Below are 26,193 nucleotides of genomic sequence, written 5' to 3'. Positions count from 1 at the left end.
TTAATCTCTTCCTTTGCGTAATAACCAAAGCTTTACATATCTCATAAATACAACATAAGCTTGTACATTACCAATAGTAAAACCAACTAAACCATCCCTAAAACCACTTTGAACAATATAGTGTTTAAAAAATCCCCAAAAGGGTTTTACCACAAAATGATAGGGTGTTAGCTTTCCAGTTTTTTTATCGTAATCTTTAGCTTGTAAAGTGGCGTAGTGATTCATCTTTTCCATATAAAGATTAAAACTACGGTAAGAATAATGTAAAAACTTTTGCTTTAATACGCCTGTAGAGCCATTTACGAGTAGAGATTCATGTACTTGTTTATTATTATACTTACAAAAATCTCTTTTAAATAGTCTAATCACACTATCGTTGCGCCAACCGCTATACTGCACGCGTTGACCCATAAAATGATTAATACGTTTTATATTGTAAGCCTCGTGAGGTATGTTATTTAAACTTAAAACTGAAAGTATTTCCTGTTGCAATTCTGGAGTGACCCTCTCATCGGCATCAACAAGAAGAATCCATTCGTGTTTTGCCTGAGAAATAGCATAGTTTTTTTGTGCACTATAGGCATCGAATTTACGTTGTAAAACAGTTGTTGCAAGACTTTGCGCTTTTTCAAAAGTACCATCTGTGCTATAACTATCAATTACTAAAATTTCATCAGCAAAACCAACTGTAGCAAGGACCGCCTCAATATTGTGGATCTCATTTTTAGTGGGTATAATAGCAGTTAATTTAATCACAGGTTACGCTTTTTAGTATAAGGTTTAGAATAACTCTTAAAAGTGAAATAGTTTAAACGTTTTCTAATTTTGTATTTTCTAATTAAATTTAAGGGCTTTCTTTTTAAATAGCTTTTGTCTTTATGCAGGAATTCTATGGTGGTATCTACAATTCTTTCTGAGGATTTTCCATCGTAATACGGGTGCAATTCCGCAACAAAAGTAGCAATATTTTTAATTAAATTTTGAGGTTTTGCGAGGGCCGTTTTAAAACTCTCTTTAATTTGAGATGCTTCACTAATATTAATTAAATAATTATGATTAAACGTATGGTTAAAAGTAACTACGGGTTTTTTTTGTAATAAAAATTCTTGAATTGCCGAGGTTGTATCAGCAAACATAATATCCGCTTTTTTAAATAAAGGCACAAGGTCTGTCGTGTCATAATATTGAAAGTGTTCATTATTTAACGCATGCCATTTTTGCTTAATATCCTCAGGAAGTTTTGGGTGTAAAACCATCATAAATTTAAATTGCCCAGTGCTCGATAACTTCTTAATTTCGTTAAAAACAGCAGCGTTGTAAGCCAAGCTTAAGCGCGGGGTAAAGGTGGAGGCTATAAAAATAGTTGGTAAATCACTAGTGGTACTAACGTCTTCCAACGGAAACAAAGGATCTACCTTAGCCCAGCCCGTTTCTATAACTTCAAAAGAAGGATTTTGTTTCTGTTGCCGTTTAAAACCTGTTGTTGTCGATGGCCCTTGCGTACAGTATAAATCGAAAAACCCTCGAATTCTAAAATGCGCATCTCCGTTTTTCTTTTCAGGTCTTTTATAGGTAAGAAACCCATGAAAAATCTGAACTTTAATCCCACTAATAAAATCGGGGACCTCGTTTGTAGCCGTTAAAACAATATGTGGTTCATAAGCGATTACGTCTTTAATATTTTCTAATACATTTTCTTTACTATGTAAAGCAACGTGCCCTTCTTTAATGTCGCTAAACCATTGTACTTTATAACCTCTTTTTATAATCTCTTTTTCTAAAGGCAAACCAATAGGTACTGAGTAGCTGTGCGATATGTATATTAGAAATTTATAATGCATTAGATATTGATTTTTAAAAATGAAATAAGCTTCTCAGATATAAAATTAGGTTTAAATTTTAAATAATACTCTCGCGGTTGCTTTTTTGCTAAACTAATATCATAGGCTATATAATCAGAAAGGTGGACGGCGATATGTTGTTTTGTTTCATTATCTCCAAACCAATTCTTCTTATTTAAATAAGGTGAAAAGATGGTAAATGTTGGTAAAGATAAAGCTTTGGCCATATTGTTGGCACCACCTTCATTGCCTATTAAAGTAGTACATAGGCTTGTAATTGCTAAAAATTCTCTTAAACTTTTGCCATAGACATCTAAAAAAATATGTGCTTTAGTTTCAGGTAAGCAGTTCTTGTAAATGGCTTCAGCTTGTACCCTTTGGCTTGGTATATAATTAAAGAGTATTTGCGCATTTTCGACTGTATGTGCAATCGTATTTAAAAGGGTAGCCATATATTTAAAAGGATACGTTTTTGTAGCATTACTGCCCAAAACACTGATCATAAATAAAGGCTTTTCCAAATCTATACCAGATGCCGCTAATAGTGTTTTTGCTCCTTCAATTTCATCAGGTTTTAAATATATTTGTGGTTGTATGTCCTTAAAACTTATATTTAAAGGTTCTAGTAGCCTGAAGCGATTTTCTAGAGCTAAGCTGCTGTGGTGTTTTGGTGTTTGAATTCTTTCAATAGGGTGTGTAAGTAAAAACGCAGTATATTTTTTATAGTAAGCAATCCTCATTTTAGCTTTAGAGAAATAAGAAATAAGAGTACTGCTTAATTTTCCATAAGCATCAATGGTAATATCATAGTCTTCAGCTTTAATTGTTTTTAAAAATTTATAAAAATCAATTTTAGACGCTTCGATATTGGGTGTAACAAAAATAAATTTATCGATAAAGGGGTTGTTGTCTACAACGGCCAGAGTATGCGAATTAATAAGATAATGCAGTTCGGCAGCAGGATATCTTTTACGTAACGATTCCAACAATATACTTGTAGTAAGCACATCGCCAATCATTTTTTGCTGTATAACTAAAATTTTCATACGTCCAATTTAAAATCTCATTACTAAGATTTAAATACTAAATTTAATATTATAAAAATCTCTAAACCGCCACATTATACTCACGTAAAGCATCATTTAAAGAGGTTTTTTTATTTGTACTCTCCTTACGTTTTCCAATAATTAAAGCACAAGGTACTTGAAACTCCCCTGCTGGAAATTTTTTGGTATAACTACCAGGAATTACCACAGAACGTGCCGGCACAAGGCCTTTCGTTTCCACGGGCTCATCTCCCGTAACATCTATAATTTTTGTGCTCATCGTTAGGACTACATTAGCACCTAAAACGGCTTCTTTTTCCACACGAACGCCTTCCACAACAATACAGCGCGAACCAATAAAAGCACCATCTTCAATAATTACCGGCGCCGCTTGTAAAGGTTCTAAAACTCCGCCAATACCAACACCGCCCGAAAGGTGAACATTTTTGCCAATCTGGGCACAACTTCCCACCGTGGCCCACGTATCTACCATCGTACCCTCATCGACATACGCACCAATATTTACGTAACTCGGCATTAAAATCACACCCGCCGAAATATAGGCGCCGTGTCTCGCAATCGCGTTTGGTACCACACGAATGCCTTTTTCGGCATAGCCTCTTTTTAACGGGATTTTATCATGATATTCGAAAATTCCAGCCTCCATTGTTTCCATTTTCTGTATCGGAAAATACAATACCACAGCTTTTTTCACCCATTTGTTAACCTGCCACCCAGAATCTGTAGGTTCCGCGACACGTAACGCGCCGTCGTCTAGTAATTGCACCACTTTTCTAATCGCATCGGTGGTTTGTTTGTCGTTTAATAATGCGCGGTCGTTCCAAGCATTTTCTATAATTTGTTGTAAATCTTTCATTATAAATAATTTTGTAAATCTGTAAAAAGGGGAGTGCAAGGCGTTTTGAATACTTTGGGCGTGCCCTAAAGGTCAGGCTTTTCGTTATATCTTTTTAATTTTTGTTAAAATTAAAAAGGATGCCACTACAATCCTTCACGCAAATATAACCACTACATTTAAATTTGGCGCAATAATTAATCTAATAAGGATATAAACCTTAAATTTGCATAAAAAAATACAAAATGGCTCAAATTCTAGCAATAGATTATGGAAAGGTACGAACAGGCTTAGCGGTTACCGACGATCTGCAAATTATCGCTTCGGGATTAACCACTGTGCCTACCAAAGAGCTCATTGATTTTTTAAAAGACTATACAAAAAAGAATAGTGTAGAATTATTTTTAGTGGGCGAACCTAAACAAATGAATAACGAAGCCAGCGAGAGTGAAATTTTAATAGCACCTTTTGTTAGTCAATTACGCACCTTTTTTCCTGAAATTCCAATAAAACGTATCGATGAGCGTTTCACTTCGAAAATGGCAGTACAGACCTTAATCGATAGTGGATTAAAGAAAAAAAAACGTCAGAATAAAGCGTTATTAGACGAAATTAGCGCCACCATTATCTTACAAAGTTACTTGTATAACAAGTAAAAAGAGACCCAAAGACAATCGAGATGATAAGGGATGAAAATATAGTAAAAAAATAGAATAAGATATTAAAATTTATAAGTAATGGTACTACCAATAGTCGCTTATGGCGATCCAGTTTTGAAACAAAAAGCAAAAGAAATCGCAGAAGATTACGCTAATTTAAATGAGGTAATAGCGAATATGGAAGAAACTATGCACGGTGCATTCGGTGTTGGCCTAGCGGCGCCACAAGTAGGTTTACCAATACGTATGTTTTTGGTAGACGCTTCACCCTTTGCAGACGACGAGGTTTTAGAAGAAGAGGAGCGTAAATTTCTAGAAAGTTTTAAACACACCTTTATAAACCCAGTAATCTTAGAGGAATCTGGAGACGAATGGGCTTTTAACGAAGGGTGTTTAAGTATTCCAGACGTTCGAGAAGATGTGTTTAGAAAACCAAATATTAAAGTGGAATATGTAGACGAAGACTTTAAACCGCATACTTTAGAATTATCAGGATTGGCAGCGCGTGTATTTCAACACGAGTACGATCATATCGAGGGTGTTTTATTTACCGACAGGTTGTCGTCATTAAAAAAACGCCTTATAAAAAGTAAATTACTCAATATTTCAAAAGGGAAAATTAATGTGGATTACCGTATGCGTTTTCCAAATATGAAAAAGAAACGATAAAAATTTGTAAATAAGAGACGAACACTTCATATTTGCAATCTTTAAAAATAATAGACTATGGGATTAGATAAAATTTTAGCAGTTTCTGGAAAGCCAGGATTATATAAGTTAGTCGCACAAACTAGAGGCGGTTTTGTAGCAGAATCATTAATCGATAACCGTCGTATATCGGTTGGAATACAACAAAACGTTAGTGTGTTAAGTGAAATCGCTATTTATACTTTAACAGCAGAGGTACCGTTAAAAGAGGTGCTTAATAAAATTAAAGACAAAGAAAATGGTGCACAAACGAGCGTGAGCCATAAAGAAAGTAAAGATAAATTAGAAGAGTATTTCTTCGAAGTATTGCCAGATTACGATGAAGATCGTGTGTATGCTAGCGACATTAAAAAAGTGATGCAATGGTATAATATGCTACAAAAAAATGACTTATTGAATTTTGAAGAAGAAGCAGTTACGGCTGACGAAGAAGAATAGATTCTCTCCTTTTAAAACGTTTAAAAATCCAGCAATTTGCTGGATTTTTTGTTTCTACTTTATTATTAGTTGTACTTTTGCAAAAACTTTATTTTTATGAATTCTAGAGCCAATCAATTACAAGCATTCGATCGTTTATTAACAATTATGGACGAGCTAAGAGCGCAATGTCCTTGGGACAAAAAACAAACTATGGAAAGCCTAAGACCGCTAACCATCGAGGAAACCTACGAATTAGGAGATGCTATTTTAGATAACGATTTAGAGGAAGTAAAAAAAGAATTGGGAGATGTACTATTACATTTGGTATTCTATTCTAAAATAGGAAGCGAAAAGAATAGTTTTGATATTGGCGATGTTTGCAACAGTATTTGTGATAAATTAATTTACCGTCACCCGCATATTTATGGCGATGTTACCGTAAAAGATGAAGACGAAGTAAAGCGTAATTGGGAAAATTTAAAATTAAAAGAGGGTAAAAATAGTGTGTTAGAGGGGGTTCCGAAGAGCTTGCCAGCTTTGGTAAAAGCAACACGAATACAAGATAAAGTGGCGGGTGTAGGTTTCGATTGGGAACGACCAGAACAAGTTTGGGAAAAAGTAGAGGAGGAGCTGGAGGAGTTTAAAGTCGAGATAGCTAAAAACGATACAGACGCTATGGAAAGCGAATTTGGAGATGTTTTATTTTCTTTAGTTAATTATGCTAGATTTTTAAAAATTAACCCGGAAAACGCACTCGAACGCACCAACAAAAAGTTTAAATCGCGCTTTGAGTATTTAGAGCGGAAAGCGAAAGAATTAGGCAAAGAATTGAAGGATATGACACTTGCAGAAATGGATGTGTTTTGGGAAGAAGCCAAAAAACTTTAATTTTTTTGGCCTAAAAAATCCAAAATTGTTTTTGCTGCGTATATAGTATTAAATGACATCATCTTTCATAGGTAAATAATTGGTTAATAGCATAAACTTTTAAGATGTCATTTTTATAGATATATTATCTCTTATTCTTATATAAGAAATAATTGGTTAGTTTAGTTAGGAGTCAAAATCCTGCTTGTCGTTTTAGATAAGCAGGATTTGATTTTTTATAACGTTTTGTAACCTCAATTGTAAGAATTGAAATTATTAACTAAATAGTTTCTAATTGTGAAACATAAAAAAAGACCCACAGAGTGAGTCTTTATAAGTTAAACTAAGTATTATATTTAGTATAAGTCTTTTATTTTTCTAAGTTTTGATTTCCAAATTTCTAAAGCATCTTTTTGCTTTTTGATATTATCGTAAACCGATTTTACCAGAGGATTCGTTTTATCGGGGTTATTAAAGAATTGTAAATTGTTTTCCAACTGAATAATTTCAGATTTAATTTCATCTACCTTTTTTCTAATAAAAGAACGCTCATTGTCTAAAAATCTAGAATCTTCAGCCGACGATAAATCTTGAAGTTTATTTTCAAATTTCAGCATTTCAACTTCTTTTTTATTCATATCTAAATGATTGAATAAACCATCTAACACAGCGTTAAAGTCATTTTCAATTTTACGTTTTTTACCAGGAACGCGACCAATATTTTTCCATTGAGAGATATAACCGGTTATTGTGGTTAAATCTTCTTTTTGGATGCCTTTTAATTCAACATTTTTAACTTCGTTTAAAAGAGCTTCTTTCTCAGTAAGTGCTTGTTCTTCTTCTGCACTTGCTGCATTTCTTAAATGATGAACTCTGTCAAAATAATGATTGCAAGCGGCTTTAAACTGTTTCCAGATTTTATCGCTGTCTTTTCTTGGTACGTGGCCAATACGTTTCCAGTCGCCTTGAATTTTCTTCATTAGTGGCGTAACCGTATCGAAATCCTCAGTGTCTTTATTGTCTTCGGCAATTTTAATTAAAGCTTGTTTTTGACTTAAATTATCAAATTGATCTTTCTTTAGGCTTTTGTAAAATGCATTTTTATTTCTGTTAAAAGCACGTACCGCTTCTTTAAACTTAGTCCACGTGGCTTCATTAACTTTAATAGGCACTTTACCTGCTTTAAAAAAGGCATTTCTTAAGACTTCAACTTCTTTAATTTTATTTTGCCATTCGCTATGCGATTTTACTTCCTGAGTAGAAAGGGCTTCAATTTTAGTGATTATTTCTTCTTTTTCAACAAGGTTTTTCTCGTATACTTCATCTTGCTTGTCGTAATAAGCCTGACGTTTATCGTTAATAACTTTAGTAGCTTGTTTGAAACGATCCCAGATTAAATCGCGATGTTCTTTGGCTACAGGACCTAAATCCTCTTTCCATAACTTATGTAAAACCTGCAACTCTCTAAATGAGCGATTGGTATTATCGTCTGTAGCTAATTCTTCAGCTCGATCTATAATTTTTATTTTCTGAATAAGATTATGTTCGAAATCCTTATCGCGTAAATCGCGATCTAAATGTAATAACTCGTAAAAACGCTCTACATTAAAGTGGTAGCTATTCCAAGCATTATTGTATTTGTCTCTAGGAATTGGCCCAGCGGTTTTCCAACGGTCTTGTAAGTCTTTAAACGCTTTATACTTAGAATTCATAGAAGTTTCAGCATCGTCAGTTAATGCTTTAATCTCTTCAATAATTTCTAAACGCGTCGATAAATTAGTTTTTAAGTTTTTTTCAAGCCCATTATAATAAGCACTAGTGCGAGATCTGTACTCTTTATAAGCGTCGTTAAAAGCCCGTTTTATGGGTGTAGAATATTTAAAATCTATTATGTTGCCACCTTGGCTAATAAATTCCTCTTTCTTTTCTTCTAATAACGTGTTGAATTGGTCATTAAATTCGCTTTTAATGCCTTCAACCTGTGTTTTTATAGCTTGAACTTTGTGGTTTTTAAGCAAGTTCTCAAGTTCGATAACCAATTCGTCTAACGATAGTTCTGGGTAATCTTTCAATTCGATAGAATGCCTTTCACTATTGTCTACATCTTCTGCATCTTCTGCATTGGAAGCATCGATTTCATTTAGAACATCGTCTACATCTGTTTCATTTACAGCGTTTTCGTTGTTGTTTTCTTGTTGAGATTCAACGGTATTACGAGACTCTAATTGGTCTGTATTTTCTTCTTTTCCATCTGCATTTTGCAGGTTATCTTGCTCTGACATTTTTAAAATGTTAAGGGTTATCACATAATATTTTAGACTTTAAAGATACTAAAAGTTCAGTATTTACAAAGGGCTAAGTAATTAATATTAAAGACTTTTTAATGTAGGTTTATGTATTCCAAATCTCCCACGCCTTTTCGGCTTGATATTCTAACATTTTTAAACCGTTAATAATTGTGGCGTTTTGCTTTTCTCCTAAGGCCAAAAATTTTGTTTTCTCCGGATTATAGATTAAATCGAATAAAACATGTGTTTTTGTGATGCTATTATAAGGAATATCTGGACAAACATCGGTATTTGGATGCGTGCCTAAAGGTGTGCAATTGATGAGTATTAAATGGCTTTTAATGTCTTCTTCGGAAAGTGTCTTGTAAGTTAATGTAGCGCTATTTGAAGCTAATCTGGACACTAATTGATAGCTAATACCAAGCTCTTCTAAAGCAAATGCAACCGCCTTACTTGCACCTCCAGTACCAAAAATTAGCGCTTTAGAATGTGCTGTTTGCAAATAGGGTTGCAATACTTTTTTAAAGCCGTAAAAATCGGTGTTATGACCAATATATTTTCCGCTTTTATCAATTTTAATAGTGTTAACAGCACCAATACGCTGTGCATCGGGACTCAACGCATCCAAGTAAGGAATAATCGTTTCTTTGTACGGAATAGTAACATTCAAGCCTTTTAAATGTGGTGTTAATTTTACAGAGTTTTCAAAGGCGCTAATAGTTGCAATGTCAAAGTTTACATACGAAGCATCGCGTAAAGCTTCAACTTTAAATTTATTTTTAAAATAAGTCCTAGAGAAGGAGTAGTCTATGTTTTTTCCTACTAACCCAAATATACGTTTAGATTGTCTAGTTTTATGACCATAGTACTCTAACGCCAAAACAATAATAATACCTAGAATAACATACGAAACGGCGATGGCTGACTCGGTATTCAGTGCCGGTAAATAGCGTTCGTAGTTTTCAATAATATGTTTACCGTTAGTGTCTTGCATTAAGACTCCCGCATCATCTGTTTTAAAATCGGTGTTTTTCCATGGCCAAACAACGCCTAAAGAGCCAACAATAAATCCTAAAATAGAGGCCAAACTAATGCTCTTATAATGTTTTAAAATATAGTTTAGAATATGAGAAAAAGTGACCAACCCCACTACGGAGCCCAAAGTAAAAACAGCTAATACCTTAAGCATTTTAATACGTTCTAGGTTACTTGTAAAACTGAAATCGCCACTAAAAATCTCGTAGAAAGTATCAAATAGGGCGTTTACGGAGTCTACAAGAAGCAAAACATAATTGCCTAATAGAATTAATATAAAGGAGCCTGAAAAACCGGGAAGTGTCATCCCTGACACGCTAATAATACCACAGAAAAACACGAATAATAGATTGTCATTTTCGGTCGCAGGGTCTAAAAAACTAATACTTATCCCTATGAGAGTACCTATGCACAATGCCAAATAGGTTGTTATTTTCCAATCTTTAAATTCTTTACCAATAGAGTAGATGGAAGCGATTATCATTCCGAAGAACACACTCCAAACATAGAGCTCGTAATGCTTTATAAGATAATCTAATAATTTCGAAATGCTAAAATAACTGATTATCATTCCTGAAAACAGAAGACCTAAAAAGCGGCCATTAACGTAAGTGTAAAACGATTTAAATCGGCCCGAAACTAGAAGTTTAAAGGCTTTACCATTCACCTTCTGTAGCGAATAGATAAACTCTTCGTAAAAACCAGCAACAAACGCGACCACTCCACCAGAGACACCAGGAACTTTATTGGCGGCGCCCATAACTAGCCCTTTTAAGACTAGAAAAAACTTATCTGAAAAGGTTCTAGTATTCTCCATTTATTCTCTTGTACCGATTTTTTCTAGAATGAAGATAGTTAAAAAACCGGCAATCATGAATCCTATTGCTGGTAAAGTTTGTGGATCTATATGATTATTAATTTCTGAATATTCAATAGGAAAAACGCTGTTTTCAATAATGGTTTTGTAAGACTCAAAATCATCGGTACTCTTTTGCAACACGGACAACGTTCCAAGGTTTGAAACTGTACTGAAATAGACAACTTCACCAGATTGGTCGGCCATAACGGTCATTGTTTTTTTCCAAGGCCACACTTTATTAAGTGAACCAAAAATAAAACCAGTTAGCACAGCTAACGTTGTGTTTTTATAATTGTTAAATAACCATTTTAAAATACGACTAAAACTTAATAAACCAATAACGGCACCTAAAGCAAATAGACCAATTTTTTTAAGATTGAAATCGTGAAAAGCATCACTTAACGTTTTATAAGCACCTAAAATAACAAGGATAAAAGATCCTGAAATACCTGGTAAAATCATGGCGCAGATGGCAATAGCTCCAGCAAATAATAAGTATAAAGGATGGCTGTTTCCGGCAAGTGCGGGTAAGCCAGTAATATAGTAAGCAGAGATTGCGCCAATTATTAAGGCCGCAAAAGTAGTGGCTTTCCATTGCGTTATTTGTTTACCAACAAAGTAAATGCTCACCACTATTAAACCAAAAAAGAAAGACCAAATGAGCACCGGATGGTACTCGATTAAATACTTAGCCAATCGCATAAAGGAGATAAAACTAATAATAATTCCTGTTAATAGGGCTAAAATAAAGTTACCGTTGGCCTGTTTCCAAAACGCTTTAAAACCGTGATTTTTAAGTGTTTTAAATAACGATAGATTTATGTTACTAATCGTCGTAATTAATTCTTCGTAAATACCAGAAATAAAAGCTATGGTACCTCCAGAAACCCCAGGCACAGCGTCGGCTGCTCCCATTGCTACGCCTTTAAGCGCTATAATAAAATAATCGGATAATCGTCTTTGCATTTTTTAATTTTAACTCGATCAAAGGTATGTAAATTAAAGTATCCGATTATGATATTACCGTTTTTTTAGTAGGTTCTTAACCTCAATAGACTGGTATATATCAGGGAAAAGTTCCTCTAAAATAATAATTTGATCCGCATCAAAACGCATTGCGTTATTTAAGTGGTAACTTGATTTTTCAAATTCTAACAGTGAAAAATATAAACCAGCTAATCTAAACTCTATTTCTGCGTTTTCAGGGTAAAACTGACCAGCCTGGAGTAAATTAAAGGTTGCCGCTTCGGGTTCCCCTAACATTTTAAGTAAATCTGAACGTTGTAGCCACGTGTCTAATTCATAATTACCAAGTTCTATAGCGCGTTTATAACCAATTTCAGCTTCTTCTAAAAAGTTTAAACGGTAATTTATTTTCGCATACAACTTCCAATAATTTACATTCTCCATGTCTAAATTAATAGCCTTATTAATGTAATATAATGCTTTTTGATAGTTTTTTAATTTGCAATAAAACTTCGTAATAGCAATCCATCCTTTATCTAATAAAGGATCTTCATGTACTGTTTTAAAATAATATTGAACGGCTAATTTTTTTTCGCCTAGCTTCTCGTAACAGTTAGCAATTCGCAATAGTGCAAACGATGTAGGATCCTCTAAGGTTAGCGTTATGGTATAATTCTCAATTGCTTCATTAAAACGCTTTAAACGTTCTAAAACGCGACCTTTTTCTATGTAAGCACCAACAAAAGTATCGTCAGAAATTATGGCAAAATCAAACGCTCTTAATGCTTTCTCATATTCCTTTAACGACGCGTATTGCTTACCTAATTGATGCCATGCCACTTCGCAATAAGGGTTTGTTTCTAAATAGAGATTTAAATAATCAATCGCTTCATCACTTTGCTCTAAAAAGTCAAAACAATAAATAACGTTATATAATGCTGAGTAATCTTCAGGATCGGCTTCTAGGCATTTCATAAAATGATCTCTGGCATTCTCAAACTGATCTAGAAAAAGATACTCCATACCGATCAATGAATATAAATCGGCGGCGTCATCGGTTAAAGTCAGTGCCTTTTTGAGCACATTAATTGCTTTTTGATGATTATTTTCTTTAGAGAGCACATTGGCTTTCTGAATATAAATCTCTTCGTTTGAAGGCTCTAAAACATATAATTGATCAAGCAAGTTATTTGCTTTATCTAGTTCGTTTTCGAAAATAAAAACCTCCGTTTTAAATAATTTTAAATTAACAGAAGTGGGGTGCTGCTCTAAACCAAGTTTAATCGCTTTTTTTGCTAAAGCAACTTTTCCTTGGTTAAGATAGTGGTGAATTATATTTTCGAACTCATTCGAATCAAAAAACAAAACATTATTTGTTTTCAACATAGACTCAAATCTCGATAACGGTATTTTATTATTCTCTTCTTGGCTAAATTCCATAGGTCATAGTTTACCATTCTAGTAATAAATGTAACGCTCAATTGTAGTTTAAAGCGTCTTTTACGCAAATGTTTTTAACAAAGTAATGAACATCCTTAAAAATGATGTTCGCTTTGGGTGTTCTACTTTGATTTATAAAAGGTTATATTATTGCAAACGCTTTTGTATTTTATTAAGGACAGCAATAATAATGCCACAGCCTTTAATGATTTCGTCGTTTGAAATGGTTAACGGAGGCGTTATCCGTACAGCTTTAGTTTCAAAAAGTAACCAAAACAGAATAAGACCTTCGTTATGTGCTTCCAAAACAAGTTTGGTGGTAATGTCTGCGGAAGGCGTTAGCGCTGCCAACATTAAACCTTTGCCTCTTACCTCTGTAATTAAAGGATGTTGAAGGTGCTTGCGAAATAAAACTTCTTTTTTTAAAGCCTCTGCCATTACGTCACTCTCTGTAATTTCTTGCAGGGTGGCTAGGGCAGAGGCGGCAATTATGGGGTGACCACCAAAGGTTGTAATATGTCCCATTTTTGGGGTGTTGGAAAGCGTATCCATTAATTTAGTTGATGCTGTAAAAGCACCAATGGGCATACCGCCGCCAAGACCTTTTCCAGTAACTAGAACATCTGGGATACAATTGTAATTCTCGAAACCAAAGAGGGTGCCTGTGCGCCCAATTCCGGGTTGTATTTCGTCTAAAATAAGCAAAGCACCAACGTCTTCGCAACGCTGTTTTACCTTAGTTAAATAATTGTTTACAGGCACGATAAAACCGGCACCACCTTGAATCGTTTCTAAAATAACACCAGCTGTTTTTTCTGTAATAAGCTGGATGTCCTTTTCATTATTAAACCGAATATGATTTACTTCTGGTAAAAGTGGTCTAAATGGCGCCTTGCGTTCTTCAAAATCCATTAAACTTAAAGATCCCAAAGTATTACCGTGGTAAGCATTATGTGCAGAAATTATCTCTTGACGTTTTGTAGCTCGACGTGCTAATTTAATAGCCCCTTCAATGGCTTCTGTGCCCGAGTTTACCAAATAGGTTTTCTCCAGTGATTTAGGCAGATGTTTAGCTAGTAATTTGCATAGGTCTACCGTTGTTTTCTGGATGTATTCGCCATAGACCATAACATGTAAATAGCTGTCTAATTGCTGTTTTATAGCGGCAACAACGCGGGGGTGTCTGTGGCCTAAACTACAAGCAGAAACGCCTGCAACAAAATCTAAATAAGCTTTGTTATTAGTATCGTAAATATAAGAACCTTCGGCATGTGAAATTTCAATTGCTAAAGGGTGCGGTGATGTTTGCGCTTGATACTGAAAAAAATCGTTCTTCATTTATTTAGGAGCAAGGGGTTTCTTAAATGTAGGATTTAAGTCTTTTTTTTGTTTTTTAATGGGTGTTCTCTTTAAAGTAGCATTAGGCATCGCTTGTATTAGCGAATCTTTTAAGAAAGATTTCGGAATTTGGCGTGATGCCTTTCCTGTTTTTTTTTCTAGTTTTTTATCTAAATATCGCGTCTTCGGCCGGCTTTCTTCATCCGCTAGTTCTACGCGATTTAATAAATCTTCATCGAAAAATTCTTCTTCAGGAACAAAAGGATCTAATCCTTTAATAATGGGTAGATTTAAAGGCGGGTCGTCTCTAAATAAATCCGCAACACTTAAGGGGCGTTCGTCTTCTCGCCAATCGAAACCCTTCAATCGTCTTGAGGTTTCGGGTAATTCGTTTTCAGGATAGGTTTTGGCTTCAGGGTTAATTAGTCGTCTGTATTCTTCAATATCTCCAACATTAAAAATTATTTCAATATTTGCCGATCGCCCAACATCTATACCTACCAAAGCATTATCTTCATTTCTAACATAAAAAATAGATTCGGCATTTTTATAAATATTTACATTTTTTAGTTGATTCTGATCGCTAAACTGTCCAATTAAACGCTTCCCTGCAATTTGGCTGTACCCCTCTTTACTTAACGTATCCTTACTAATAAGGAAAGCATTTTCAAAAACGATAAGAGAATCTAATTTTTCTGTCTCTACATTCGATTTTAAATGAATGGTATCTCCGGTTAATTGGTTCCCTAAATTCCATAGAATTGGTCGACGTTTCACAGCAAATGCATCTTTGCTCTTCAATTTTGAAAGGTTGATCAATTTCGTTAATCCCGAGTGATGATTCACATGAATAGAATCGGATTTTGCACTTAAATCTGATTTATAAATTTTCGCATTTCTAAAAGCACGCGTAATTCTATTATCTTCTTTACCCGTAATCATTAACGTATCGGCGTGGATATAAATAGAGTCTTTTTCTTGTAATGAAATTGCTAACGCACGTTTGGTAATGAATGTGGAATCTTTAGATTTAAAAACTTCGGCATAATGACCTTTTATAATACTGTTATTAATAGTGTCAGTGATTTTTATATTATTTGAAGCTGAAGCGAAATCGCGTTTTCTATCAAAATATATGCTATCGCCTTTAACCTCACGAAAATCGTAATCTATTTTAGAATTTTTAATAAAGTACCCCGTGTCGTCGCTAGTATTATAAAATCCGCGTTCGCAATAAATAGTGCTCGTTTCCCCAACAATAGTCGACGGGCCGTACATATAGGCGTGACCAGTTTCAGAATAAAAATCTAATTGATTTGTTGTTAATACATATTCGGGATTTACTAATTTTACAGTGTTTAAAAACCTGTATTTTTTGTCATTCATATAATAACGCCCCACAGTACTCGTAATAACGCCCGAAGAATCTCTTACAACTTTACCATTTTCGTTATAATAAGCTTCTTGTTTCGCACGATCGAAATAGAGTTTATCGGTAGTTAAAACCGAACTTGGCTCGGTTAAAACAACTTCACCTTTGGCATATGCTAATCTCGTTTTACCACTATATTCTGCGTATTTAGCCACCATTTGGATGGTGTCACCTTGTTTCATCAATACGTTTCCATAGGCTTCAATAAAGTTTTCTTTTCCGTAAAACACGGCTTGATCGCACCACATATCGATACCATCGTGATAAACGTGAACTTGACCTTGGTCGCTTCGTGTTAAAATACTAGCGCCGGGAAAATTCTTTTCATCTTTTTCACCAAAAGCACCAGAGTTTTTTATTTCTATACTTTTTCGTTCTTGGGCGTGAATTAGTCCAACTGAAAAGCATAAAATAAGGAGTAAAATATAGTGTGTTTTATTAATCTTCACAATAATGAGTTTAAACAAAAATAACGATAATTATAATTTGTGAGGAGGTATTAGGAGGAATTTAATACAAAAAAAACCTGCAAAGATTTGGTCTAGGCAGGTTCAGTTTTTATTGATAATAAGTAATTACCTAAAAATAGTTTGTTTTCTATCTGGTCCAACAGATACAATAGTAATAGGGATTTCTAATTCTTTTTCTAGGAAGGCAATGTACTCATTTAGAGCCTCTGGTAACGTTGAAGAATCTTCCATACCCGTTAAATCTTCACTCCAACCTTTAAAATCTTTGTAAAGCGGTGTTACGTTTTCCGGCTCAATATTATAAGGTAAATGTTCTATTGTTTCGCCTTGGTACGTATAAGCAGTTGCCACTTTTAAAGTTTTAAAACCAGATAAAACATCGGCTTTCATCATCATTAATTGCGTTACACCATTTACTTGACAAGCGTATTTTAGAGCTACTAGATCTAACCAACCACAACGTCTTGCGCGGCCTGTTGTTGCGCCAAATTCCTGACCAATTTTAGCCATCTGTGCACCATCTTCGTCGAATAACTCAGTAGGGAAGGGGCCAGAACCAACACGTGTTGTGTACGCTTTAAATATGCCAAAAACTTCGCCAATTTGATTAGGGGCAACACCTAAACCTGTACAGGCACCAGCAGCGGTAGTATTACTAGAGGTTACAAAGGGATAGGTGCCGAAATCGATATCTAATAAAGACCCTTGAGCACCTTCAGCTAGAATAGTTTTTCCTGATTTCTGAGCTTGGTGAACATATTCTTCAGAATCAATGATTTTTAAAGATTTTAAAACTTTAACAGCTTCAAAAAATTCAGTTTCTAATTCTGCTAAGTCGTACTGTATTTCAACATTGTGAAAGTCAATCATTGCTTCATGTTTATCTGCTAAAGCTCTGTATTTTTCTTTCCAATTGGTTAATTCTAAATCGCCAACACGCAATCCATTTCTACCCGTTTTGTCCATATATGTTGGACCAATACCTTTTAACGTAGAGCCAATTTTGGCTTTTCCTTTTGAGGCTTCACTAGCAGCATCCAATAAACGGTGCGTTGGTAAAATAATGTGTGCTTTACGAGAAATTAAAAGTGATTTTCTGTAATCTACACCTTGCTCTTCTAATTTGTCAAGCTCTTTCTTAAAGATAACTGGATCTATAACAACACCGTTACCCACTAAATTTGCCGCTTCTTTATGGAAAATTCCTGATGGAATTGTATGAAGAACGTGTTTTTTTCCGTTAAAGACTAAAGTATGACCTGCGTTTGGTCCTCCCTGAAAACGCGCAATGATATTGTATTTGGAGGTTAATACGTCGACAATTTTTCCTTTGCCTTCATCTCCCCATTGTAATCCTAGTAGTAAGTCTACTGCCATTATATAATTATTTTGTTGTTGTGTTTTTTGTTCCGTAAAAGTAAAGCGAGTGGTTATTAATTTTAATATCAAAAACTTCTTCAATCGTTTTTTTAATTGATTGAATTCGCGGATCGCAAAATTCTATAACTTCTCCTGTGTCGGTAAGTATAACGTGATCATGCTGTTTGTCGAAATACGATTTCTCGTAATGCGCTTGATTTTGTCCAAACTGATGTTTACGTACTAAACCGCACTCTAAAAGTAAATCTATAGTATTATAAAGAGTTGCGCGACTTACTCTATATTTTTTGTTTTTCATACTGAGATATAACGACTCAATATCAAAATGTTCTTTGTTGTTATAGATTTCTTGAAGTATAGCGTAGCGTTCGGGAGTTTTTCGATGCCCGTTACCCTCTAAAAAAGTTGTAAAAACGTTTTTAACTATTTCTTGATTTTTATTTTCTGTATCTATGCTCATAATTTCATCGCAAATTTACATATTTTTTTTAGGTGAACTCTAATAATTTTAGAGTTTAAAGATAGTATTAATTAATTGTTATAACCAATGTAATTTAAGTGCGATATACTTTGTCTATACCAGTCACTTTTTTTAGGTTATCCATTACTTTTTTAAGCAGTGTTTTGTTTTTTACAATAACATTGATTTTTCCTGAAAATATACCATCTTCGGTTTTAAAACTCAAACTGGTCATATTAACGTTCATATTTGAAGAAATCACCTTAGTCATTTCATTTACAAGACCTAAGTTATCGATGCCTGATAAAATAATTTGAGCTGCGAATTCCTGTTGTGAAGAGTCTATCCATTTGGCTTGCATAATGCGGTAGGCATAATTAGAATGCATACTTAATGCGTTTGGACAACTCTTTTTATGGATTTTTATACCTTCATTAATCGTTAAAAAACCAAATACCGAATCGCCCGGAATAGGGTTGCAACACGTCGCTAATTTATAGTCTAATTTTTCTTCTTCTTTACCAAAAACAAGCATATCGTACTTGTCTGTAATTTCATCTTTTTCAACATCCTCTTTATTAAGAGAGGGTTTTCTAGCCATTTTATTTTTAAAGAAACTCATTAACGCGTTGCTTCTGGACGCGGCATATTCTTTTAGCATCGGGTTGCTAATAGTGCCAATACCTACGCGATAAAATAAGTCTAAACTGGTTTTAAGTTTAAAATGGCTTACCATTTCATTCACCGAGTTTTCGTTAAGTGTAATTTTAAGTTGTTTTAATTTACGTCTTAAAATTTCCTTGCCATCTTCAGCTATTTCTTTATTTTTCTCTTTAAGTAATGATTTTATTTTGCCACGGGCTCGAGACGTGGTTGCATAGTCTAACCAATTAGGATTTGGTTTTACATTTTCAGAAGTTAAAATATCGACCTGATCACCACTTTTTAACTCGTGACTTAAAGGTACTAACTTGCCGTTTACTTTTGCGCCACGAGTTTTCATTCCTACTTCGGTATGAATACTAAAGGCAAAATCTAAAGGTGTCGCACCTTTTGGCAACGATTTTAAATCTCCTTTTGGTGTGAAAACAAAAATCTCTTTGGAATATAAATTCAGTTTAAACTGCTCGACAAAATCTACGGCATTAGTTTCATTATTTTCTAATGCTTCCTGCAAACGATTAATCCAAACGTCTAAACTGTCTTCCTTGTCATTGTTTTTGTATTTATAGTGCGCAGCGTACCCTTTTTCTGCAATTTCGTTCATTCTTCGGCTACGAATTTGCACTTCTACCCAACGTCCTTTTGGGCCCATAACAGTAATGTGTAGCGCCTCGTAACCTGTAGATTTCGGTGAGGAAATCCAGTCTCTTAATCGTGTTGGATTGGGTCTGAAGTGATCGGTAACGACAGAGTAAATTTTCCAAGCAATAAATTTCTCATTACCATCGGTATCCGCTTTATAGATAATTCTCACGGCGAATTTGTCGTACACTTCATCAAACGCCACCCCTTGTTTATCCATTTTTCTTTTAATTGAAAAAATAGATTTTGGTCGGCCTTTTATCTCATAATTCAAGCCTTCTTTATCCAGAGAGTTTTTAATAATATTATTAAACTCTTTAATGTAAACATCTTGTTCCTGCTTACTTTCTTTCATTTTGGTTAAAATATCGAAGTAGACGTCTGGTTCGGTGTATTTTAATCCTAAATCTTCAAGTTCGCTTTTTATGTTATAAAGTCCAATTCTGTGTGCTAGTGGTGCATATATATAAAGAGTTTCGCTAGCTATTTTTTCCTGTTTATCAGGGCGCATAGATTCCATAGTTTGCATATTGTGGAGTCTATCGGCGATTTTAATAATAATTACGCGTACATCGTCATTTAGAGTTAATAACATTTTCCTGAAATTTTCGGCTTGTAGCGAAACATCGGCATCTGTTTTTAATGACGAAATTTTGGTTAACCCGTCAACAATTTTGGCAACGGTAGCCCCAAAAAGGCGTTCAATATCCTCGGTTTGGTAATCATCACTATCCTCAACAACATCATGTAATAAGGCAGCAGCAATAGAGGTGGCATCTAATCCTATTTCCGAAGCAACAATATTAGCCACGGCAATAGGGTGAAAAATATAGGCTTCTCCACTCTTTCGTCGTTGGTCTTTGTGCGCATCAACAGCAACATCAAATGCTTTTCTAATTAGTTTTTTGTCGTCATCCGAAAGTGTTGTATAACTAACCTTTAATAAATTCTTGTATGCCTTAGCGATAGCCGCATTTTCCTTCTCAATATCTATTTCTGTCATATATTTAAAAATAACATAAAATTTTAAATTTTCAATGTCTTTTTTGACTTTTTAATTGAAGTATTTTAAGCGGTTCACTAATAGAAACGTAAAGGTGCTAGAGCCTTTTTTATACGTTGAAAAACAAAATATAGGGTAATGGAAATTAACCTGCGACAATAAAAGGAATCAGACTATCAAATTTGAAGGAAACACTGCTTATAAGATGAGACTAGCGCTCTTAATTTTTAGAATATACTTCCATTTCTAAACCCATACCATAATTATTTAATCCCGACGATAAAAGATTAGAATTCTTAATGTTTTCTTTAGCGTAAAGCACCCATTTCCCACCATTTAAAAACACGCGTTTTACGTACGTTTGTTTCTTAATAATAGCATTTGTAAAAGGTAATAAAGGTCTAAAGGTTGTCGATACTTTTACAGTACCGCGCGTTGTTTTTACTTCTTGGTATTTTTTATGAGGTAGGAGTTTGCCCTTATCGTCGGTGTAACCTAGAACTTGAATAGATACAAAAACGCCCGATTTCGGAACAAAAATATCGTATTTTTTAATATCGAGTTCGTATATTTTTTCATAATCCTCAGTAGCGATAAATACGACTTTATCATAAGTTAAAATGTCGCCAGGCAATCCGTCGTTATTCTCGTAAAACTGAACTCTAAATAAAGTCGAAAACGATCGTTTTTCAGCATTTGCTCGTTTTCTTTTTCGCCAGGATTTTGCTTCCACTTTAATAGGTAAATACAGGGTCGTTAATCGTTTCGTTTGTTGGGTTTCATTGGGGAAGAATACGGCTATTTCCGATTCTATTGTGGGTAACCAACATTGGTAATAATCGTCGTGTGTGGTTGGTTTTATTTCTTCAATTTTAAACGGTCCCGACGGTTTATTTTTTACGATAACTTCTTGAAGTTTATCAATTCTACTTTCTAAAACGAGTGTGTTTGGTAAGTTTTTAGTAGTGATTTTAAGATCTTTATATCCCAAAGCAGAAATATACAGGGTATCGATATCGCTGTACAGTTTTTTAGTAAAATAGAATTTGCCCTCATCATCGGCAAAGATACCGTTACCATTCCCAAAGGAAATAGAGGCAAACGAAACGGATTCTTGAGTCTCAGAAATGATACTTGTATTCTGAGAGAAACCAAAAAACGGAACATATAATAGCGCTAAAAAGAAGTAGTGATTAAAATTCATACTGCTAAAAATAGTAAATACTTTTAAATCGTCTCTATTTAAGCTTTATAAATTAATACCAGCGTTTCTTTTTCTTTTTAGAACCTTCACTTTTACGCCCTTTTCTGTGTTTAGATCCTTGTTTTTTGTGTATAACAGCTTCGGCTTTTGGATCTAGAGGATAAGGGTGTTCGTCTATTACGTCCAACTGTAAATGGATTAATTTCTGAATATTAGTAACGTAATCTTTTTCGTCTGCAGAACAAAATGAATACGCCCCACCAGTATTACCGGCACGAGCAGTTCGCCCTATTCTATGCACGTACGTTTCTGGTACATTTGGCACATCGAAGTTAATAACCGCGTCTAAATTTAAAATATCAATTCCACGAGCAGCGACATCGGTTGCAATAAGAATATTGAATTCCTTTTTCTTAAAGCTATTTAAGGCGTCTTGTCTTTCTGTTTGACTTTTATCACCGTGTATGCTATTAGCTTTGTAACCATTTCTTAATAAGGTTTTTTCTAATTTATCGACACCGAATTTTGTACGTCGAAAAATAATGATGCGCCCTTTAATCGTGTTGCGTAACAAATGCAAACACAATTCTATTTTTTTAGGTTTAGGTACGTAATATAGCGCCTGATTGACATTTTTAGAGGTTGAAGAATTTTGAGCCACTTCAACACGTTTTGGATCTTTTAAAATAGTCTTAGCTAAATCTTGAACTTTAAAAGGAATCGTAGCCGAAAATAAAAGCGTTTGCTTATTCTTAGGACAGAGACGTTCTATTTTTCTAACATCGTCTATAAACCCCATATCCAGCATTAAATCGGCTTCATCTAAAACTAACGTTTCAATAAAATCAAGATTGATAATATCTTGCTTGTGTAAATCTAATAAACGCCCAGGGGTAGCAATTAATATATCGACTCCCTGTTTTAAAATATCCTTTTGAGGTTCTATTGAAGTACCACCAAAAACGACTGTAGTTTTAAGATTGGTGTACGTCGCATAAGTTTCAAAATTTTCATTAATTTGAATGGCTAATTCGCGTGTAGGACTTACAACTAACGCACGAATTTTCTTTCCTTTTTTTGGCGCGTCTTGCTTATCGTACAACCGTTGTAAAATGGGCAATGCAAATGCAGCCGTTTTACCGGTTCCTGTTTGTGCCGAAACAACAACATCTTTGTTTTCTAACACTAAAGGAATTGTTTTTTCTTGAACCAACGTGGGGTTGTCGTAACCTTTTTCGGCAATGGCTCTTAAAATCGGTCTGTTAAGCTGTAAGTCTTTAAATGACATAAATGGATATTTAACGCAAAGATAAACGAAAAAATTGGTGCGGAAGCCTAATAAAAAACCGATTGTGGTTTCTTATTTTATTAGTGACATTTATTTTAGTACAGCAAATTTAGTAGGTTGTGCCTTAGATCATTTAGAGCATCAAGGAAATGAAGCGGTGACCAGTACTTGTTTTAACTAAAAGCAGCTTTATATTTAACCGTAACTTTTCGTAAATTACTACTTAACGTTTTTAACCAAATTAATTGATTGGTAATTAAATGGGCTTCTCGCAAATGCAATAAAAAATCACTATCAATAGCAACATTACCTGCTGCGATATCTTTATCTCTAGCCTGCGATAAAGTATCGTAATTCGCTATTAGTTTTTCTTGAGCCCATTGTATGTGTTTCGGCTTGTAAAGTTTTTGCATCTCGTCTTTATTTAATAAGGAGGCCGCATTGTTTAGAGACGTTGAAATACCCGCGATAAGAATATCAAATTCTTCCGAAGGATTAGTTGTGTTATTATTTATAGTATAGCTTCCTATTGAAGCGATGGCTGAAAGTATGGTGTGATTAAGCGTTACAATATCATAAATTAACACAGATTCTTTTTGCTTCGATTTCGGGTCTTGTGTTAAGCGCTGAAAAGCGGCATTAAGATTACTCATCGCTAAAAACGCTTTTTTTCGATATACTTTATACTCTAAATGGTTAGTTCCTTTTTTGTGATATAAAGTTTTTGTGGCTTGTAAATAATTATTATTAGCCTGAATAACCTCAAAAATAACACCGTCTAAATTTTTATACTCCCAACTCGGTAGTAATGCATAATTGGCAAGTACGGCAATTCCGGCGCCCAAAATAGTATCTATAACACGATATTGAATCACCTCAAACGCATTTGGGTCCATAAGTGCATACACGAACACAATGGTTAATGTAATAAATGCTGCACCTGCTTTATAACTTTGCTGTATAAGGGAGAAGGCAAAAGTTAAAGAGATAATAGCAAGGACCATATACACGGTAGTGTTCTCTGTTATTATAACAATCGCCGAAGCGATAACGGCCCCAATTAAAGTGCCTATAATCCGATTTTTAGAGCGCTCTTTAGTTAAACCATAATTTGGGCGCATAATTACAATAATGGTCAATGCTATCCAATAGGCATTTTTAACGCCTAATACACTACCAACAGCAAAACCAAAAACGATGGCTACAGCTATACGAAGTGCGTGCCTAAACATTGGCGATTTTAAGCTAAAATTTTGAACGATAATATTGAAGCGATACTCTTGTAAGGTTAAAAATTGTTGCGATTCTTGATCCTTTAACAGTACTTTAGAACTGCTTTTAACCTTGCCTAAAACACGACGAATGGCTTTTATTTCTTCTAATAATTGCTTTTGGTATTCGTTTAAGTTTCTTAATGTTATAGCGCCTTCTCTCGCTTTGGGTAGCGTAATTTCGTTCTTGTAATCTTGAATAGCTTGTAGGGTTTCATCTAGCGTTGTGTTTAAGATAGTATCGTCTGGAAGTTGCCCTTTTTTTATTAATAACTCAGATAACGTAATGAGATGGTTTCCCATTACTTTATTCATTTTTTTGAAGGCTTTTAAATGCTGTCTATTAACCCCGAAAAGTGTGTCGATTTTTGAGTAATCCAAGGTGTTTGTTAAAGCCAGTTCAAAAATATCTACCGAAGAGATAAAAATAAGCAAGCGTCTCTCGTTAGAATGCGAACGTCCTGAACGTTTTCTGCCTTCTAACAATAACTCTCTAAGCGTCTCGTGCTTTTCACTAATTTGCGTTTGAATAATAAGTGCTTTTTTCGAGAATTTGTCGCGTTTATGAGGTTTCGAAAGTAGTTTAGCTCTAATTTTTAAATATTTTCCCGTTAACAGAAGTGTATCAGATAATAACTGATCGTCATCCTTTTTGGGTGCAATCCATCCTGCTAATAAAGACACCACTAAATACCATATACCACCAACGGCTATTAAACCAGTGTGAATAAGTATCGACTGCATATCGGGTTTACTAACGGCAAGCGATAAAACAATAGCTAGTAACCCAGAAAAGGAAATTAACGACGCTCTAAAACCGTAGACGGAAATCATTGAAATTAAAAAACTCAATGCGGCAATAACGAGTAATAATACAATAAAAACGGGTTTACAAATTAAAATGATAAAGGTGACGAGCGTGCTTAAAATAATAGTAATTAAAACACCGTTTATTTTACGTTTTAAACTACCGGGAATATCACTAGGTGCGCTTAAAAAGGCTCCTAAAACAATGGAGGGAGCATATTTAAAAATGTCGATATAGTTAAATAAAAATAAAGGAATGACCACCGCAATGGTAAGCACAATCCCTCTGTAAAAGCTAGATCCTTTTAAAAATAACTCTATGGTTTTAATGTTGTTTTTTATCTTGTTTTGCATTGTATGGCAAAGATAGTTTAATTGTTTTGCGAGCTAAATAGCGCAATGTTAATTTATGATTAAAAGCAGGACGTTTGGGTAAAGCGTTTTTTAAAATACAACTCTAAGGTCGCTTAATTAATTTATATAGAAAAGAATATAACGGCCGAATTAAAAAGGAATCTAAATAATTTGTTAATCTTTAAAAAAGAACGGATGAGCTTTAAAATTAAGTTTACTTTTGTAGGCTGTTTTTATTAATAATTTAAAACTAAGGTTATGGGAATAGAAAATTTTATGACGTTTATTATCACGGCACTTTTTTTTGTGATGACACCGGGAATAGACACTATTTTTGTGTTAAATAAGTCTATTGGTCAAGGTAAAAAAGCGGGCGTATATTCCACATTAGGAATTAACACTGGGATCTTGGTTCACACCTTGTTTGCAGCCTTAGGATTATCGATTATTGTAGCAAAATCGGCAATGGCTTTTTCTATTATAAAATATATTGGGGCAGCCTATTTAATCATTTTAGGAATTTCAAGTCTTTTTAGTAAAAAAGGGATGGTTAAAACAGTTGCTGCAGATCAGAAAATGAATACGGGACGAGAAAACTTTATTTCAGGATTAATTACTAATACCCTAAACCCAAAAGTCGCTTTGTTTTTCTTAGCCTTTTTTCCTCAGTTTATAAGTCCTGCGCAATTAGAAAGTGCGTTACCTTTTATTATTTTAGGAGTTACCTTCGCTATCATTGGAGTCGCTTGGTATTTAATACTAACATTTTTTGCGGGTACCTTTTCAAAAAAAATAATGCAAAACCCGAAAGCGGATTATTGGATGAATAAATGTACGGGAATTATTTTTATACTAATGGGATTAAAAATCGCGCTCACTAAGAAATAATCGGTGTA

The 26,193-nt window shown here is 34.3% G+C and carries 21 protein-coding genes and 1 pseudogene; 5 read left to right on the top strand and 17 right to left on the bottom strand.

Going from position 1 to position 26,193, the window contains the following annotated elements; translation table 11 throughout:
* The 4 genes from ES676_RS00845 to ES676_RS00830 form a co-directional block, all read right to left on the bottom strand.
* Window positions 1–756, bottom strand: a complete 756-nt coding sequence (locus tag ES676_RS00845; RefSeq protein WP_148368139.1) for a glycosyltransferase family 2 protein — start codon at window positions 754–756, stop codon at window positions 1–3.
* Entirely contained in the window at window positions 753–1,841 is a 1,089-nt protein-coding gene (locus ES676_RS00840; protein WP_148368138.1) for a UDP-N-acetylglucosamine 2-epimerase, read from the bottom strand. The genes ES676_RS00845 and ES676_RS00840 overlap by 4 nt, the downstream gene beginning before the upstream one ends.
* Entirely contained in the window at window positions 1,841–2,887 is a 1,047-nt protein-coding gene (locus tag ES676_RS00835; protein ID WP_148368137.1) for a glycosyltransferase family 9 protein, read from the bottom strand. The genes ES676_RS00840 and ES676_RS00835 overlap by 1 nt, the downstream gene beginning before the upstream one ends.
* A 61-nt stretch (window positions 2,888–2,948) precedes the next feature.
* Complete coding sequence (locus tag ES676_RS00830) at window positions 2,949–3,764, bottom strand: 2,3,4,5-tetrahydropyridine-2,6-dicarboxylate N-succinyltransferase (protein WP_148368136.1); 816 nt, start codon at window positions 3,762–3,764, stop codon at window positions 2,949–2,951.
* A gap of 224 nt (window positions 3,765–3,988) precedes the next feature.
* On the opposite strand from ES676_RS00830, the gene ruvX reads away from it, so the two are divergent.
* The 4 genes from ruvX (at window position 3,989) to mazG (ending at window position 6,418) form a co-directional block, all read left to right on the top strand.
* Complete coding sequence (gene ruvX / locus ES676_RS00825; protein ID WP_148368135.1) at window positions 3,989–4,399, top strand: Holliday junction resolvase RuvX; 411 nt, start codon at window positions 3,989–3,991, stop codon at window positions 4,397–4,399.
* A gap of 81 nt (window positions 4,400–4,480) precedes the next feature.
* Complete coding sequence (def, locus tag ES676_RS00820) at window positions 4,481–5,071, top strand: peptide deformylase (RefSeq protein WP_148368134.1); 591 nt, start codon at window positions 4,481–4,483, stop codon at window positions 5,069–5,071.
* 57 nt (window positions 5,072–5,128) lie between these two features.
* Window positions 5,129–5,548, top strand: coding sequence for a DUF5606 family protein (locus tag ES676_RS00815; protein WP_148368133.1), 420 nt, complete (start codon window positions 5,129–5,131; stop codon window positions 5,546–5,548).
* Window positions 5,549–5,644: 96 nt separating this feature from the next.
* Window positions 5,645–6,418, top strand: coding sequence for a nucleoside triphosphate pyrophosphohydrolase (gene mazG / locus ES676_RS00810; RefSeq protein ID WP_148368132.1), 774 nt, complete (start codon window positions 5,645–5,647; stop codon window positions 6,416–6,418).
* Between the two features lie 335 nt (window positions 6,419–6,753).
* On the opposite strand, the gene ES676_RS00805 is transcribed toward mazG, so the two are convergent.
* The 13 genes and pseudogenes from ES676_RS00805 to ES676_RS00750 all read right to left on the bottom strand — a co-directional run bounded on the left by ES676_RS00805 (window position 6,754) and on the right by ES676_RS00750 (window position 25,297).
* Window positions 6,754–8,679 carry a DUF349 domain-containing protein gene (locus ES676_RS00805; protein ID WP_148368131.1) on the bottom strand — a complete coding sequence of 642 codons (1,926 nt, stop codon included), beginning with the start codon at window positions 8,677–8,679 and terminating at the stop codon, window positions 6,754–6,756.
* 109 nt (window positions 8,680–8,788) lie between these two features.
* Window positions 8,789–9,520, bottom strand: a complete 732-nt coding sequence (locus ES676_RS15020; RefSeq protein WP_246130274.1) for a shikimate dehydrogenase family protein — start codon at window positions 9,518–9,520, stop codon at window positions 8,789–8,791.
* A gap of 6 nt (window positions 9,521–9,526) precedes the next feature.
* Window positions 9,527–10,537 (bottom strand): annotated as a pseudogene (locus ES676_RS15015) (DUF368 domain-containing protein); the annotation flags it as partial.
* Entirely contained in the window at window positions 10,538–11,545 is a 1,008-nt protein-coding gene (locus ES676_RS00795) for an undecaprenyl phosphate translocase family protein (protein ID WP_148368129.1), read from the bottom strand. It lies immediately after the preceding pseudogene.
* 54 nt (window positions 11,546–11,599) lie between these two features.
* Window positions 11,600–12,985: a tetratricopeptide repeat protein gene (locus ES676_RS00790; protein WP_148368128.1), complete on the bottom strand. Its 1,386-nt coding sequence runs from the start codon at window positions 12,983–12,985 to the stop codon at window positions 11,600–11,602.
* A gap of 147 nt (window positions 12,986–13,132) precedes the next feature.
* Window positions 13,133–14,323 (bottom strand): aspartate aminotransferase family protein, encoded by a 1,191-nt coding sequence (locus ES676_RS00785; RefSeq protein WP_148368127.1) that lies wholly within the window; start codon window positions 14,321–14,323, stop codon window positions 13,133–13,135.
* Window positions 14,324–16,204 (bottom strand): OstA-like protein, encoded by a 1,881-nt coding sequence (locus ES676_RS00780; protein ID WP_246130264.1) that lies wholly within the window; start codon window positions 16,202–16,204, stop codon window positions 14,324–14,326.
* Between the two features lie 126 nt (window positions 16,205–16,330).
* The gene (locus tag ES676_RS00775; RefSeq protein WP_148368126.1) at window positions 16,331–17,602 is read right to left on the bottom strand and encodes an adenylosuccinate synthase; all 1,272 of its coding nucleotides are present in this window, start codon (window positions 17,600–17,602) and stop codon (window positions 16,331–16,333) included.
* A 7-nt stretch (window positions 17,603–17,609) separates the two neighbouring features.
* The gene (locus ES676_RS00770; RefSeq protein WP_148368125.1) at window positions 17,610–18,065 is read right to left on the bottom strand and encodes a Fur family transcriptional regulator; all 456 of its coding nucleotides are present in this window, start codon (window positions 18,063–18,065) and stop codon (window positions 17,610–17,612) included.
* A 94-nt stretch (window positions 18,066–18,159) separates the two neighbouring features.
* The gene (locus ES676_RS00765; RefSeq protein ID WP_148368124.1) at window positions 18,160–20,373 is read right to left on the bottom strand and encodes a RelA/SpoT family protein; all 2,214 of its coding nucleotides are present in this window, start codon (window positions 20,371–20,373) and stop codon (window positions 18,160–18,162) included.
* A gap of 220 nt (window positions 20,374–20,593) precedes the next feature.
* A complete protein-coding gene (locus ES676_RS00760) occupies window positions 20,594–21,577 on the bottom strand; it encodes a carboxypeptidase-like regulatory domain-containing protein (protein ID WP_148368123.1) in 984 nt (327 codons plus the stop codon).
* Window positions 21,578–21,629: 52 nt separating this feature from the next.
* Window positions 21,630–22,865, bottom strand: coding sequence for a DEAD/DEAH box helicase (locus tag ES676_RS00755; RefSeq protein ID WP_148368122.1), 1,236 nt, complete (start codon window positions 22,863–22,865; stop codon window positions 21,630–21,632).
* Window positions 22,866–23,038: 173 nt separating this feature from the next.
* Window positions 23,039–25,297 (bottom strand): FUSC family protein, encoded by a 2,259-nt coding sequence (locus tag ES676_RS00750; RefSeq protein ID WP_215731626.1) that lies wholly within the window; start codon window positions 25,295–25,297, stop codon window positions 23,039–23,041.
* A gap of 258 nt (window positions 25,298–25,555) precedes the next feature.
* Between ES676_RS00750 and ES676_RS00745 the strand changes: the two genes are divergently transcribed.
* Window positions 25,556–26,185: a LysE family translocator gene (locus ES676_RS00745; RefSeq protein ID WP_148368121.1), complete on the top strand. Its 630-nt coding sequence runs from the start codon at window positions 25,556–25,558 to the stop codon at window positions 26,183–26,185.
* The last annotated feature ends 8 nt before the right edge of the window (window positions 26,186–26,193 follow it).

It is taken from the genome of Bizionia saleffrena (assembly GCF_008086175.1).
In the GTDB taxonomy this organism is placed as follows: domain Bacteria; phylum Bacteroidota; class Bacteroidia; order Flavobacteriales; family Flavobacteriaceae; genus Bizionia; species Bizionia saleffrena.
This window is presented reverse-complemented; position numbering and strand designations above follow the sequence as displayed.